Source organism: Vibrio syngnathi (assembly GCF_002119525.1).
In the GTDB taxonomy this organism is placed as follows: domain Bacteria; phylum Pseudomonadota; class Gammaproteobacteria; order Enterobacterales; family Vibrionaceae; genus Vibrio; species Vibrio syngnathi.
In genome coordinates this window covers 207,437-222,874 of record NZ_CP017916.1, presented here as the reverse complement: position 1 = coordinate 222,874, position 15,438 = coordinate 207,437, and the positions used below count along the sequence as shown (strand labels likewise).

Annotated in this window: 11 protein-coding genes; 10 read left to right on the top strand and 1 reads right to left on the bottom strand. The window is 44.6% G+C overall.

Annotated elements, in window-relative coordinates; genetic code table 11:
- Window positions 1-26 precede the first annotated feature (26 nt).
- The 10 genes from K08M4_RS01035 to K08M4_RS00985 all read left to right on the top strand — a co-directional run bounded on the left by K08M4_RS01035 (window position 27) and on the right by K08M4_RS00985 (window position 13,401).
- Window positions 27-1,340: an anaerobic C4-dicarboxylate transporter family protein gene (locus K08M4_RS01035; RefSeq protein WP_086048593.1), complete on the top strand. Its 1,314-nt coding sequence runs from the start codon at window positions 27-29 to the stop codon at window positions 1,338-1,340.
- Window positions 1,341-1,958: 618 nt separating this feature from the next.
- Entirely contained in the window at window positions 1,959-3,404 is a 1,446-nt protein-coding gene (locus K08M4_RS01030) for a YfcC family protein (RefSeq protein WP_086048592.1), read from the top strand.
- Between the two features lie 993 nt (window positions 3,405-4,397).
- A complete protein-coding gene (gene arcA / locus K08M4_RS01025) occupies window positions 4,398-5,621 on the top strand; it encodes an arginine deiminase (protein WP_086048591.1) in 1,224 nt (407 codons plus the stop codon).
- Between the two features lie 73 nt (window positions 5,622-5,694).
- On the top strand, window positions 5,695-6,606 hold the full coding sequence (gene arcC, locus K08M4_RS01020; RefSeq protein ID WP_086048590.1) for a carbamate kinase: 912 nt from the start codon (window positions 5,695-5,697) through the stop codon (window positions 6,604-6,606).
- A 161-nt stretch (window positions 6,607-6,767) separates the two neighbouring features.
- A complete protein-coding gene (argF, locus tag K08M4_RS01015) occupies window positions 6,768-7,778 on the top strand; it encodes an ornithine carbamoyltransferase (RefSeq protein WP_086048589.1) in 1,011 nt (336 codons plus the stop codon).
- 496 nt (window positions 7,779-8,274) lie between these two features.
- Window positions 8,275-9,204, top strand: a complete 930-nt coding sequence (gene pyrB, locus K08M4_RS01005; RefSeq protein ID WP_086048588.1) for an aspartate carbamoyltransferase — start codon at window positions 8,275-8,277, stop codon at window positions 9,202-9,204.
- Window positions 9,205-9,219: 15 nt separating this feature from the next.
- The gene (gene pyrI / locus K08M4_RS01000; protein WP_065207424.1) at window positions 9,220-9,684 is read left to right on the top strand and encodes an aspartate carbamoyltransferase regulatory subunit; all 465 of its coding nucleotides are present in this window, start codon (window positions 9,220-9,222) and stop codon (window positions 9,682-9,684) included.
- A 328-nt stretch (window positions 9,685-10,012) separates the two neighbouring features.
- Window positions 10,013-10,501: an arginine repressor gene (locus K08M4_RS00995; protein WP_009844705.1), complete on the top strand. Its 489-nt coding sequence runs from the start codon at window positions 10,013-10,015 to the stop codon at window positions 10,499-10,501.
- Between the two features lie 174 nt (window positions 10,502-10,675).
- Window positions 10,676-12,559 carry a protein-disulfide reductase DsbD gene (locus tag K08M4_RS00990; RefSeq protein WP_086048587.1) on the top strand — a complete coding sequence of 628 codons (1,884 nt, stop codon included), beginning with the start codon at window positions 10,676-10,678 and terminating at the stop codon, window positions 12,557-12,559.
- A 212-nt stretch (window positions 12,560-12,771) separates the two neighbouring features.
- Complete coding sequence (locus tag K08M4_RS00985; protein WP_012604978.1) at window positions 12,772-13,401, top strand: response regulator transcription factor; 630 nt, start codon at window positions 12,772-12,774, stop codon at window positions 13,399-13,401.
- On the opposite strand, the gene K08M4_RS00980 is transcribed toward K08M4_RS00985, so the two are convergent.
- Window positions 13,398-15,149 (bottom strand): potassium/proton antiporter, encoded by a 1,752-nt coding sequence (locus K08M4_RS00980; protein ID WP_086048586.1) that lies wholly within the window; start codon window positions 15,147-15,149, stop codon window positions 13,398-13,400. The genes K08M4_RS00985 and K08M4_RS00980 overlap by 4 nt on opposite strands.
- Window positions 15,150-15,438 lie beyond the last annotated feature (289 nt).

Below are 15,438 nucleotides of genomic sequence, written 5' to 3'. Positions count from 1 at the left end.
AACTATATATATTTTAGGAGTCACTCATGTTTTTACTTGAGCTATTCGTCGTATTGGGATGTATCCTGATCGGTGCTCGTATCGGGGGGATAGGCCTCGGCGTTATGGGCGGTGTTGGCCTTGCAGTACTAAGTTTCATTTTCGGGATTCAACCAACCAGCCCACCAATCAACGTAATGTTAATGATAATGGCGGTAGTGGCTGCCGCAGCCGCAATGCAAGCTTCTGGTGGTTTGGATTACATGATCAAGATTGCCTCTGGGATTTTGCGTAAAAACCCTCGCCACATCACTTTCATTGCTCCTTTAGTAACCTATTTTTTCACAATGATGGCAGGTACTGGCCACGTTGCTTACTCGGTTCTTCCAGTTATTGCAGAAGTGAGCCGTCGTAGTGGTATCCGCCCAGCGCGCCCACTAGGTATGGCCGTTATCGCATCACAATTTGCGATTGTTGCAAGCCCAATTGCGGCAGCGGTTGTCGCTTTGGTTGCCTTCTTGGAACCACAAGGCATCACGCTAGCTGATGTTCTTTCCGTCACTATCCCAAGTACTTTCCTTGGCCTTGCTTGTGCTTGTGTCATTGTCAACAAACTAGGTAAAGAGCTCAAAGACGATCCTGAATACCAACGCCGCATGCAAGATCCTGAATTCCGTAAAGAGATGGAACAAGAGGAATCGGTTGAAAATATTACCATCACACCACAAGCGAAAAAATCAGTCGGTATGTTCCTATTTGGTGCGCTGACGGTTGTTGTAATGGGGGCATTCCCATCACTTCGCCCTCAGTTTGATGGCTCACCGATGGGTATGGCACACACTATTGAAATCGTCATGCTAACGGTTGCTGCTCTTATTATTTTAATCTGTAAACCAGACGGAAATGCAATTAGCCAAGGTTCTGTATTCCACGCTGGTATGCGTGCGATTGTTGCTATTTTCGGTATTGCTTGGTTAGGCGATACCTTCATTGGTGGCCATGCTGCAATGGTCAAAGAAGCGGTATCGGGCCTAGTAGAAGTTGCACCGTGGACATTTGCATTCGCACTATTTGCTCTATCAGTAATGGTAAACAGCCAAGGTGCAACCACTGCAGTTCTTGTACCTGTGGCGATTGCTTTAGGGCTTCCGCCAGCAATTATTATTGCAACCTTCGTTGCGGTTAATGGTTACTTCTTTATTCCAAACTACGGTCCTATCATCGCGTCAATTGACTTTGATCGAACGGGTACCACGAATATAGGTAAGTACATCTTCAACCACAGCTTTATGCTCCCAGGCTTACTAAGTATGGTATTTAGCATTGCGTTTGGTCTGCTGCTATCGAATGTCATGATCTAATCGAATAGACTTTCGTTCTGGATAAAGAGAAGTGACACCACTTCTCTTTTATTCTCCTCAAAAATATCGCTCTTTTCCTCTTCTAACCCCCATCATATCCGCAACTTAATGTTAACCATTTAATTTACAGCCCCCATCCTTTTATCCTTATTTGATATAAATCAAACATTAATTAATTAATCCATAAACATTATAAAATATAATTTTGCATAAAATTCCACACATTTATTCTCTACACACTCTAGATAACCTAAAATAAAAGAATCGTAGATAAACCATCAGCATAGATAACCAATTTAATCACACTAATACCCTGATAACTTTTAGTGTAATTATTGAGCAATAAATTAGTACAATAAAAATGTGAGCAGCCGCTAGGTTAGAGTTAAAAATGAGATTTAAAATACCCAACAGATAAATAAAAGTTCAAGTCTAATATCTGATTTAATTTAAAAAAATCAAAAATGTAAACGTTTGTTTTAATTAATTATTAAATTAAATAATCAATTCGAATTTTATTAAATTTATTGATTCACCTTTTTTAGGATCAGCTATTTATTTTTGACTCGCGAATTCACACTGATCTGCCTGGAGGCATTGACGTGAAAGGAGATGGCTATGACTACCGAAACGATTAAAAAGGCAGAAAAAGGCGGCTTCTTTGCCAACTTTAAATTTCCTTCTGCCTACACCATTCTATTTATTCTGATTGCGTTCGTCGCTCTGCTTACCTGGATTGTTCCAGCAGGCCAATACGACCGAGAAATGAACGATGAGCTAGGTCGAGAAGTACCTATCACTGGCACTTACAAAGCGACTGAAGGTAACCCACAAGGTGTTGTTGATGTACTGATGGCTCCAATCGATGGTTTCTACGATCACAACAGCTATGAAGCTGCTGCGATTGATGTATCACTGTTCATTCTAGTTATCGGTGGCTTCCTTGGCCTAGTAACGAAAACCGGTGCAATCGATGCAGGTATCGAACGTGTAACCGCTCGCCTAGAAGGGCGAGAAGAGTTGATGATACCGATACTGATGGCATTGTTTGCTGCTGGCGGTACCGTCTACGGCATGGCGGAAGAATCACTGCCATTCTATACGCTGCTAGTACCTGTAATGATGGCCGCTCGGTTTGACCCACTAGTGGCAGCAGCAACCGTTCTACTAGGTGCTGGGATTGGTACTTTAGGTTCTACTATTAACCCATTCGCAACAGTTATCGCGGCAAACGCAGCGGGTATCCCTTTCACTGACGGTATAGTTCTACGCGTTATGATGCTAGTTATCGGCTGGGTTATCTGTGTTGGCTATGTCATGCGCTATGCAAAAATGGTGCGTGCAGACCAATCCAAATCGATCGTTTACGATAAATACGAAGAAAACAAAGCACACTTCCTTGGAAACCAAACGGGTGAGCTTCTTGATTTCACAACAACCCGTAAAATCATTCTAACTATCTTCGCAGCTTCATTCGGTGTAATGATTTACGGTGTATCTGTTGCTGGTTGGTGGATGGCCGAAATCTCTGCAATGTTCCTAGGTTCAACAATTCTTATCGGCTTGATTGCCCGCATGAGTGAAGAAGAGTTCACAACGAGCTTCATTGATGGTGCTCGTGATCTACTGGGCGTTGCGCTTATCATAGGTATCGCACGTGGTATCGTCGTCGTAATGGACCGCGGTATGATCACTGATACAATCCTCTTCTCTGCTGAACAAATGGTGACTGGCCTTTCTTCAGTAATCTTTATTAATGTAATGTTTTTCCTAGAAATTTTGCTTTCATTCCTAGTGCCATCATCTTCTGGTCTAGCGGTACTCACCATGCCAATCATGGCTCCTCTAGCTGACTTTGCTGGCGTAGGACGTGAACTAGTAGTAACCGCTTACCAATCGGCATCAGGTTTGGTTAACTTAATGACTCCAACCTCAGCAGTAGTTATGGGGGGGCTTGCTATCGCTCGTGTCCCTTATGTGCGCTGGGTGAAATGGGTAATGCCATTGATCGGTATCTTAATGGTGTTCTGCATTGCTGTACTAAGTATTGGTGCACTTATCTAAAACCAACGCATCACCTTCTCGTTCAAAGCCGCCTTCTAGCGGCTTTTTTTATCGCTATCGAGCACAGAGCCAGTCCCCCGAAACAGCCTCACGATCTGCACACGCTTCATTTAAAGCTTCTCTATCGCCAGCCCCAGTGGCAAAGCTTATACCAATCAATAACTAACGGGTTCCCTTGACTGGTTAGAACGCGCGATAACTGCGTTATGATTTTTGATTTTTGATTAACTACTGTTCAAAAACTTACACCTTATTCCCACGCCTTTTCCTACGCTATTTCTGACCACTTGCTTACTTAACGGCTTAACGGCTTAACGGCTTACTGTTATTGGTATTAAACGAACTAAGGGGACCTTCTATAAAGAGAAAATCAACGTTTTAACATTGACGTTGAAGCTAATAATTAACCATCCATCACCGACCAATATTTTTAGAGAAATATTTAGTCATATATTCGAGTTAATTATATTTTAAGTTATTTAGTTAGTAATAACAAAAGGATAAATATCACCTATTTTTATAGAAAAACAACGTAAAACACCCCATTATAAAATGTGATCACAACAGCTTTATTCGCATTTAATTTGTTAAAAAATATTTAATTCCACATTCAAAATTAAATATCTAAATAGAAACATTGCATACTTCCAAGCTAAGCACATTCCTATCAATAAAACCATTATGCATATAATCCCTAACAATTTTGATTCTAGGAAGGTTAATCAAAAAAGCGTGCATAAAGTTCCCTAACAGCTAACTATTTAGAATGTAATTGTCATAACTAAAAGTGCATAAAGTTTGTTAAAACCCTTAATTACAAAGGGCTGCGGGATAAAAAACGATTTGTGATAGATCTCTAAGAATACCTGACTAGCAGGCGTAATATTAATTCCAGACAAGAGATATGAATAAAGTAATTCATTATTCTCCACTGAAAATAAATAATTACTCTTAGCGATAAAAGTAATTCAAATATATAAGAGAGAGACGATCATGAGTAAGTTCTATGTAGGTTCTGAAATAGGTCAATTGCGCCGCGTTCTAGTTCACCGCCCAAGACGCGCACTGACTCACCTAACACCCTCTAACTGTCACGATTTACTATTTGATGACGTACTGGCTGTTGAGCGCGCAGGTAAAGAGCATGATGCATTTACTAAAACGCTACGTGATCAAGGTGTTGAAGTTCTTCTTCTTACTGACCTACTAGCAGACACACTAGCAGTGCCAGAAGCGAAAGATTGGCTTTTGAATCATCAAGTGTCTGATTACCGCTTAGGTAAAACATTTGCAAATGATGTGCGCTGCTACTTGGGCGACCTACCAAACTTAGAGCTAGCAAAAATCCTAACGGGCGGTCTGTCTTACGCTGAGATGCCAATGAAATCATCTTCAATGATGCAAGGCATGCACGCACCAACTGACTTCATTATCGAGCCTCTACCAAACCACCTATTTACACGCGACACATCTTGCTGGGTATACGGTGGCGTATCTATCAACCCGATGGCAAAACCTGCTCGTCAACGTGAAACAAACCACGTTCGCGCTATTTACCGCTGGCACCCAACATTCGCAGGCGAAGACTTCATTAAATACTTCGGCGATGAAGAAAACATCAACTACGACAACTCAACGATCGAAGGTGGTGATGTTCTTGTTCTTGGCCGTGGCGCGGTACTTATCGGTATGTCTGAGCGTACAACAGCACAAGGTGTTGAGCACTTAGCGTCTAGTCTATTCAAACACGGTCAAGCGACACAAGTTATCGCAATGCAACTACCGAAACACCGTTCTTGCATGCACTTAGACACCGTGATGACTCACATGAACGAAGATACCTTCTCTGTTTACCCAGAAGTGGTAAGTAAAGACGTGCAGTGCTGGAACCTAACTGGCGATGAATCAGGCGCTGTGAAAGTGAAAGAAGAAGGCTACTTCGTAACAGCTATCGAAAAAGCACTTGGCGTAGACAAGCTAAATCTAATCACGACAGGTGGCGACAATTTCCATGCAGAACGCGAACAGTGGAACGATGCGAACAACGTTCTTACCGTTAAACCTGGCGTTGTTATTGGCTACGAAGGCAACACATACACCAACGAAAAATACGACAAAGCAGGCATCACGGTTCTTCCGATTCCAGGAGATGAGCTTGGTCGCGGTCGCGGTGGCGCACGCTGCATGAGCTGCCCAATTGAGCGTGATGGTATCTAATCACTAAGACGAAAACGGCCAAGTTGAACAATCTTGAATAATCTCAGCTTGGCCAAAATGAGAGAACACAATTATGACTAAGCAAACTGTTGTTGTTGCACTCGGTGGGAACGCCCTACTTCGTCGCGGTGAACCGTTAGAAGCCGATGTTCAACGCCGTAATATTGAAACTGCTGTTAAAACTATCTCTGAAATCGCGAAAGTGTACAACGTGGTTCTAGTGCACGGCAATGGACCACAAGTTGGCTTACTTGCTCTACAAGGTTTGGAGTACAAAAAAGTAAACCCGTATCCATTGGATGTATTGGGCAGTGAGACTCAAGGCATGATCGGCTACATGCTGATGCAGGAGTTCAAAAACTACCTGCCTGACCGCAACATCTCATGCATGTTGACGCAAATGACCGTTGATCCAAATGATCCTGCATTCGCAGATCCAACCAAGCCAATTGGCCCGATCTACGAAGAAGCAGAAGCGCGTGAGTTAGCGGAGAAATTCCACTGGATCGTAAAACCAGACGGCCAACACTTCCGTCGAGTAGTGCCAAGCCCACGACCTACCGGCATTGTTGAACACGAAGCGATCACTCAACTTATCGATGCAGGTCACCTCGTAATTTGTACTGGCGGTGGTGGCATCCCAGTGAAAAAAGAAAATGGCAAATTAGTCGGTGTTGAAGCAGTTATCGACAAAGACATGTCTGCAGCTTTCTTAGCAAAACAATTGGATGCGGATGCGCTGCTTATTTTGACCGATGCGGACGCTGTTTACCTTGATTGGGGCAAACCGACTCAACACGCACTGCGTAGCACCACACCAAGTGAACTGGCGCAATTCCAATTCGATGCAGGCTCAATGGGGCCAAAAATTGAAGCATCGTGCGAGTTCATTCAGCAAGGCGGCAAAGTCGTTGGTATCGGCGCACTCGAAGATGGTTTGCAAATACTGCAAGGCCAAGCTGGCACCAATATCACCAAAGGTTAACGCATTCGTGAGCTTTATCATCTTGAAAACTTAAAGCTTGCGAAAACAGAATTAAACGAAACAAACAAAACCGAACAACTTTAACTAAAAATTTAATCGCGCTTTCTTGAATTTTATTTCCCTGTAACAAGGAAGCGCCTAAATCTAAGAAGGAATACATCATGGCTTTTAACCTACGCAATCGTAACTTCCTAAAACTACTAGATTTCACTCCACGCGAAATTCAACACTTGTTAGATCTTTCTATGGAGCTAAAAAAAGCGAAGTACAACGGTTACGAACAGCCAACACTGACTGGCAAAAACATTGCGCTTATCTTTGAGAAAACCTCAACTCGTACTCGCTGTGCATTCGAAGTAGCGGCATTCGACCAAGGTGCTCGAGTTTCTTACTTAGGCCCATCTGGCTCTCAAATTGGCCACAAAGAATCAATGAAAGATACCGCTCGCGTTCTAGGACGTATGTACGATGGCATCGAATACCGCGGCTTTGGTCAAGAAATCGTTGAAGAGCTAGGCGCTTACGCTGGCGTTCCTGTGTGGAATGGCCTGACTGACGAATTCCACCCAACACAAATCCTAGCTGACTTCCTAACTATGACGGAATACGGCCGTGGCAAGCAACTGCATGAAATCAAGTTTGCTTACCTAGGTGATGCTCGCAACAACATGGGTAACTCTCTAATGGTTGGCGCGGCGAAAATGGGTATGGATATTCGCCTTGTTGCTCCAAAACAATTCTGGCCACAAGAAGAGCTATTAGCTGAGTGTCGTGAGATTGCAGAGCACACTGGCGGCAAAATTACACTAACAGAAGATGTTCAAGAAGGCGTGCAAGGTTGTGACTTCCTATACACCGATGTTTGGGTATCAATGGGCGAAGCGAAAGAAGCGTGGGCTGAGCGTATCAATCTAATGATGCCTTACCAAGTCAACATGGACATGATCAAAGCAACGGGCAACCCACATGTGAAATTCATGCACTGCCTACCTGCTTTCCACGGTGAAGATACAACAGTAGGTAAACAACTTGCTTCTGAATATCCACAGCTAAAAGACGGCGTTGAAGTAACAGATGAAGTGGTTGAGTCTGAATACTCTATCGTGTTCGATGAAGCAGAAAACCGCATGCACACCATCAAAGCAGTAATGGTTGCGACATTAGGCAGCTAAGCAATTAAGAAATTAAGCAGTTAAGAAGTAAAAAATTAAGAAGCTAAGCACTCACTTGTTCGAAGTACGTTGATAAGTTAAGTGCAATGACAGGGAAATGCGGGTGGCGTTCTTGGGATTTTGACCTTGAATAAAACTCGCATTTTTTTTCATGTGGTTGAAGAGATTATTTCCTGAAAAAGCCTGCAACTCTCAGTTCCAACAAAGGCTTAAATGGGAGAACAAAATGGATGTTATTTCGCATAAAAATCCATTAAATGAATACTTTACAGAAAGTATTGCATGGCGTTTTTATCTGAGTATAATCCTCCGCAATTTGTCTTAAGAGAGCAAAAAATGAACCGCAATTTTGTCGCACATGATTGTCAACCAACACGCCCTAAAGTGGCGTTGGTGTCATTTTTATTTTTCTCTATTGATCGTTTCGAAGCCTCCTATTTTTAGGGGGCTTTTTTTTATCCGCAATTTGACTGTATGCATAGAAGGAAGACCCGTTATGGCGCATTCGTTATTTAACAAGCACATCATCTCCATTCCAGAGCTATCTCGTGATGAACTGGAGCTTATCGTCGATACCGCAGCAAGGCTCAAGGCTGAACCAAACCCTGAGCTGCTGAAAAATAAAGTCGTTGCGAGCTGCTTCTTTGAGCCTTCAACTCGTACTCGCCTTTCATTTGAAACCGCAGTTCAACGCCTTGGCGGCACCGTCATCGGCTTTGATAATGGCGGTAACACATCGCTAGCGAAAAAAGGCGAAACACTTGCCGATTCGGTGCAGGTTATTTCTTCTTACGTTGATGCTTTTGTGATGCGTCACCCACAAGAGGGCGCAGCACGTTTGGCTTCTGAATTTTCTAACGGTGTGCCAATTGTGAATGGTGGCGACGGTGCCAACCAACACCCAACGCAAACCTTATTGGATCTGTTCTCGATTTACGAAACGCAAGGCACGCTCGATAACCTTAATGTGGCGTTCGTCGGCGACCTAAAATATGGCCGCACCGTACACTCATTGACGCAAGCACTATCAAAATTCAATAACGTGCGTTTCTTCTTTATCGCGCCAGAAGTGTTAGCGATGCCTGATTACATCTGTGAAGAATTGGAAGAGATGGGGATCCAATACAGTACCCACAGCAGCATTGAAGAAGTGGTGCCTGAGCTGGATGTTCTATACATGACTCGCGTACAGAAAGAGCGCTTTGATGCGTCAGAATACGCGCACATGAAGTCGGCTTACATTCTAACCGCCGATACCTTGAAAGAGGCACGCCAAAACATGAAAGTGCTTCACCCATTACCACGTGTCGACGAAATCACAACCGACGTAGATAAAACGCCACACGCTTACTACTTCGAACAAGCTGAAAACGGTGTATACGCTCGCGAAGCTCTATTGGCCCTAGTTCTTAACGACACTTTATAAGCAGGAGAAACAGTCATGGTTAAACAAACTCAGCTACAAGTAGAAGCGATCCGTAACGGCAGCGTGATTGACCACATCCCTGCTCATCTTGGTATCAAAATCCTTAAACTGTTTAAGCTACACAAAACAGAACAACGCATCACAATGGGATTAAATCTGCCATCATCTGCGCTCGGCAATAAAGACCTCATCAAGATTGAGAACATCTTTCTGACTAAGGAACAAGCCAACCAATTGGCTCTGTATGCGCCGCAGGCAACGGTGAATCAGATTGAGGAGTACAAGGTCGTTAACAAGCTGACACTTGTGCTGCCAGACCAAATCACCAGTGTGTACACTTGCCCGAATAGCAACTGTATTTCGCACGGTGAACCCGTTGAAAGTAACTTTAAAGTGCAGCTAAAACACGAAAACGTACAACTAAAATGTCACTATTGTGAAAAAGTATTCTCTCGCGAGATCATGAGTGAAATCCGCTAGCCCTTAGCGCTCTTACCTTCGTAAAAGAAACCGCTCAAACTACATGGATATTTATTCCTAACCCGGAATAAATATCCACTTACCAAAAGAATAAAATTCCACAAAAAAAGCAAATAACCAGAATTTTGTTTGGTGATCACCTTCAAAAAGATAACTATTCTTTAGTGGTAGACTGAATGAATAGAAGATCATACATCACGCATACCCTTCCTATTTATTTCGGGATTCATCGGTAAGCCCTAATTAACAATCGTACTCTACGGCTTTGGGAGTGCGTTCTGCGCTATGGACAAGCGATATCCACATGTTGGCCTTAAAGGAGTTGTTCATGAACCAAATCACTGAGCACGGTTGCTTGTATTCAGCTGAAGATAAAACACTGACTGCAGCGTGCAAACGCTTACTACAACAGCAAAGCTTCTCAACCCAGAACCAGCTGCGAGAGAAACTCGTCGACATTGGCTATACAGGTATTAGCCAGTCGACTGTGTCTCGCATTTTGTCACAACTAGGTGTTGTCAAAATTCAGAACGCCTGTGGGAAAAAGGTTTACTGCATCACCGTAGAAAGCGCACCGGTACGTGTCGATGCGTCAATCTCATCACAAATCGAATTAATTACTCACAACCAAGCAATGGTGATCGTAAAAACAAACCCTGGTTGCGCACAATTAGTCGCAAGATTGGTTGATATCGACCCACATACCGAGATTATCGGAACTGTTGGTGGCAACGACACGGTGTTAATTATTCCGAAAGACACTACGAATATTGATGCTTGCGAACAAGTCGTAAGAGCACGCTTGGGTGTTGCTTAAATGTCTTATTGGCAAGGACTGACAACTCATGTTGAGCGGCGCGCACTCTCTCGATTGCCCCAGAAAATAGCCCACCCGCCCTAGCGGATATTTGTTTTCAGATGAAACTAATCACAAACTATTACGGTCTGATTGAGTTAAGATACCTTCAACTCCATTTTGATGACTAATAGTATGCGACGACTTGCCACATTACTTTTTGTTTGTGTTTCCCTGTTCACTCAGCCTGCGTGGGCGCTTTTTGGAAACGACAACGCCGAGCCAAGCTTCGGAGGCAATAACAACGGTTTTGTCCCTGTAGACCAAGCTTTCCCTTTCAATTACTACCAGCAAGACGGCAAGGTCCTTCTCGACTGGCAAGTAAAAGAGGGCTACTACCTCTATCAACACAGCCTCTCGTTCACTGGCCAAAATCTCGCTATCGGCAATGTTGAAATGGAAGATGGCCAACCACACCAAGATGAATTCTTCGGTGAGGTGAGCATCTATACTCAGCCGTTATTCGTGCAAGTTCCTCTACAGAGTTACCAAGATGGTTCACAGCTGATCGTTAAGTATCAAGGCTGTGCGGACGCTGGTTTCTGCTACCCACCAGAGACTCGAGTAATCGACATTGAACCGTTTACTGCGACGAATCCTGGGGATATAAAAAGCAGTAATGAGCAAAGCAGTGGTGATGTACAAAACAGTGATGTCTTACAAGGTTCTTATGATGCAGCTGGTGAAGCTGATAATTCAGTACACCCCTCTTCTCCTGCAGCTGACACAGCAAGTAATACCACTCAACAAACCAATGCTCCCGTTTCAAAAGAAGCAGGCTTAGCCGATAAACTCGGTGACAGTTGGTGGACGCCATTATTATTCTTAGCACTGGGTGTTGGCTTAGCCTTTACGCCGTGTGTCCTGCCTATGTATCCAATTCTGACGGGTATTGTATTGGGTGGCGGCAAGCTCAGCCAAGGTCGTGCGCTGATGCTGTCCTTCATCTACGTGCAAGGCATGGCGCTGACCTACACCTTATTGGGTTTAGTGGTTGCTTCAGCAGGCATGCAGTTCCAAGCTGCGATGCAGCATCCTTACGTATTAATCGCGCTGAGTGTTCTGTTCGTAACGTTGGCGATGTCGATGTTCGGCGTTTATAACCTACAACTGCCAAGCAGCATCCAAACTTGGCTCAACAACCAAAGTAACAAGCAACAAGGTGGCAATACCTTGGGCGTGTTCGCGATGGGGGCTATCTCGGGCTTGGTGTGCTCACCTTGTACTACTGCTCCACTGTCAGGTGCGCTGCTGTATGTCGCTCAAAGTGGCGACCTATTAACCGGAGCGATTGCTCTTTATGCGTTAGCCATGGGTATGGGTATTCCGCTGATTTTGGTTGCGGTGTTTGGTAATAAGCTACTGCCAAAAGCAGGCAGTTGGATGGACAAAGTGAAGATCGTATTCGGCTTTATCTTGCTGGCAGCGCCTATCTTCCTGCTAGAGCGAATTATTCCTGAATTGTGGGCAACCGTGCTTTGGTCTGGATTAGGCTTCATCGCCTTTGGTTGGCTTTACCACAGCAAGAATGCACTGCCATTCGGTGGTTGGAAACAGAGCGCTGTGGGTATCATCGCAATGCTCGGCCTGTTCGCTTCAGCGCAACCTGCATTGAATTACTGGTTCGCAGAAAAGAGCGTAGTGATTGAACAACAAATCCAATTTGCTCGCGTCAACACGGTCGAAGAGTTAGAAATCCAACTCATCGAAGCAAGAAAACTCGGCAAACCAGTGATGCTCGATTTCTACGCTGATTGGTGTGTCGCATGTAAAGAGTTTGAGAAGTACACCTTCCATCAAGCTGATGTCGAGAATAAGCTTTCTGACTTTGTTCTTCTTCAGGCTGACGTAACAAGAAACATGCCTCAAGATATTGAACTGCTTAAACAATTACAGGTACTCGGCTTGCCAACCATAGAGTTCTGGGATGGCGAGGGCAACCATGTTCCAAATGCTCGTGTCACCGGTTTTATGCCTGCAGATGTATTCTTAAAACACATGCAAGACCACCAGCTATAACGGCAATATTCAACAGAATATCCGCTTAAACGAAAGCCGCACCGCCCCTTCGTAACGAGATGGCTGTGCGGCTTTTTTGTTATTCAGAGTAACGCTTTCTTATTCTGGGGATAAAAGTCGATATGGTTCAGACTTTTAATGCATAAATATTGTTCACATACTCAATCAGGATGATAATAAATATTAACTAAATTGTTAAAAGTATGAACGTCATGGACTCGACCTATACCATCATCATTGCTGATGACCACCCTCTTTTTCGCAACGCCCTGTTTCAGTCAGTACACATGGCGATCAGCGGTGCGAACCTGCTTGAGGCTGATTCCCTCGATGCCTTACTGACCCTACTAAAAAAAGAAGATGAACCCGACCTATTGCTTCTCGACCTTAAAATGCCGGGTGCCAATGGGATGTCTGGCTTAATTCAGCTGCGCGCTGAATATCCAGATTTACCGATTGTAGTGATCTCTGCCAGCGAGGATGCTAGCGTGGTCACTCAGGTGAAGAGCCACGGTGCCTTTGGCTTTATTCCTAAGTCGAGTGATATGCGAGAATTGGTCAGTGCACTGAATCAAGTGCTTAATGGCGACCCGTTCTTCCCAGAAGGCCTGATCACCAACAACGCAGCCTGTAGCGACCTTGCGGAAAAGCTTTCCACACTGACGCCTCAGCAGTACAAGGTATTAGGGATGCTATCGGACGGCCTGCTGAACAAGCAAATCGCGTATGAATTGAATGTTTCGGAAGCGACCATCAAGGCACATATGACGGCCATCTTCCGTAAACTGGATGTGAAAAACCGAACTCAGGCGGTTATCTTGCTACAAGAAGTCCACAATTAAACTTCATTGATACCCTCTTCTAAAGTCGTCTTAGGTAAACATAACCCCAACCTGACGACTTTATGATCATCGATATCTGCAACCACCCAAGTGATGTCATGCCATTCAAAACTATCACCCAAGACAGGGTGTGCACCAAGCTCCTGATCCACCAATTGTTTTAGCGTCATTTCTCGCTCTTCTTCCGAGCCTAGTTCAATACCATAACAATCACTCACGGCAGCAACCGATAGCTCAACATCCAAGAAGAAATCACCAAAGAATCGTGCCGCTTCTTCTGCTAGAGGTGCCTCACTGAATAGCGCACTTAAGCTGTCTAGGTCTTTGTCTTGACCAAGCACACATAAGATATCGTTCGCCTCTAACACGGTACTGCCCGATGGGTGGAGCATGGCATCTTGTCGAAACAGTGCGGTAATGCGCGTCCCTTCAGGCATCGATAAACGCTTGAGCGGTTCACCAACACACCACTTTTCCTCTTTCAGCTTGTAGACAAACATCTCCCACTCACTGGTCGGATAAATCTCCATACCGGTACGAGAAATCGGTGTTGGCATCGGTGGTAGAGTCACTTTAGCGAGTCTTGCGACTTTCATTAGACTGCCGCCCTGAACAATCAGCGAAACCATAACCACGAAGAAGGCGATATTGAAGTAAAGCTGAGCATTAGGTAGGCCAGCCATCATCGGGAAAACCGCTAAAATGATCGGTACTGCGCCACGTAAACCCACCCAGGAAACAAACCAACGTTCTTTGGTGGTAAAGCTTCTGAACGGCAGTAAACCTAACCAAACAGACAGCGGGCGAGCAAATAAAATCATACCGAAGGCCAATGCCAACGCAGGAAGTGCAATGTCCATCAATGTCGATGGCGTCACTAACAAACCCAACACCAAGAACATCACGATCTGGCTTAGCCACGTCATGCCATCAAGAACATTGAGAATAGAGTGTCGAGAGCGCGTCGGACGATTACCAATGAACAAGCCCACTAGATAAATCGACAAGATACCGCTGCCGCCAAGCATGTTAGAGAACGCAAACAGAGCCACACCACCGCTGAGCACGAGAATCGAATACAGACCATCAGCCAGCTGCACTCGATTGATTAGGCTCCATAACACCCAACCACCACCGATGCCAACAAGGGTGCCGATACCAAACTGCATCGTGAAACTTTTCAGTAGGAAGTTCATTCCCATCTCGGCATCTGGGGTTCCGAGTAGCGCGATTAAAGTGACCGTCAGGAAGACCGCCATTGGGTCGTTGGTACCAGATTCGATCTCTAGGGTTGAGCCAACACGTTCATTGAGGCTCTGCCCTTTCAACAGAGAAAATACCGCAGCTGCATCAGTCGAACCGACGATAGCGCCAACCAAGATGCCCTGCATCAGTGACAGATCGAACAGCCAAGCCGCCATTAAGCCCGTTAGGGTTGCGGTACATGCCACACCTATTGTGGCTAGTGATAGTGACGGCCAGAAAGCCACTTTGAAGCTTGCGACCTTGGTTCGCATCCCGCCATCCAACAGAATCACAGCAAGCGCAAGGTTACTCACCAAGTAGGCCAGTGAGTAATCATCGAAATTAATGCCCCCAGGGCCATCTTCGCCCGCTAACATACCAACGAACAAAAAGATCAAAAGAATCGGAACGCCCAATCGAGAGGACACTTGTGAAAAAAGCACACTGATGGCGATGAGTACGGCACCAGTCAAAAATAAGTGGTTAATGGTTATTGCGTCCAATTCGTTCCCCCAAAGAATAAAACTCGAGCTTTAAGCCTATTGATCTTTTGCCACTAGCTTGTTGATCTTCTGCCGTTAAGCAAGGCACGGCCGTTAAAAGTACCGCAGTTACTATAACAAACTTATGTTTCGCTTCGTGTCATAGGCAGGACTAAATACCGTTTCTCAGTCATTTAGTTGTTAAATTTTATGACTCGCACTCTAATTCATCCATTTTTGTTAGACCTTTGGCTAATTTAACATCACTGCAACATCACGCTTTTCTATGGTTATGTCTCCTAGCTCCCAT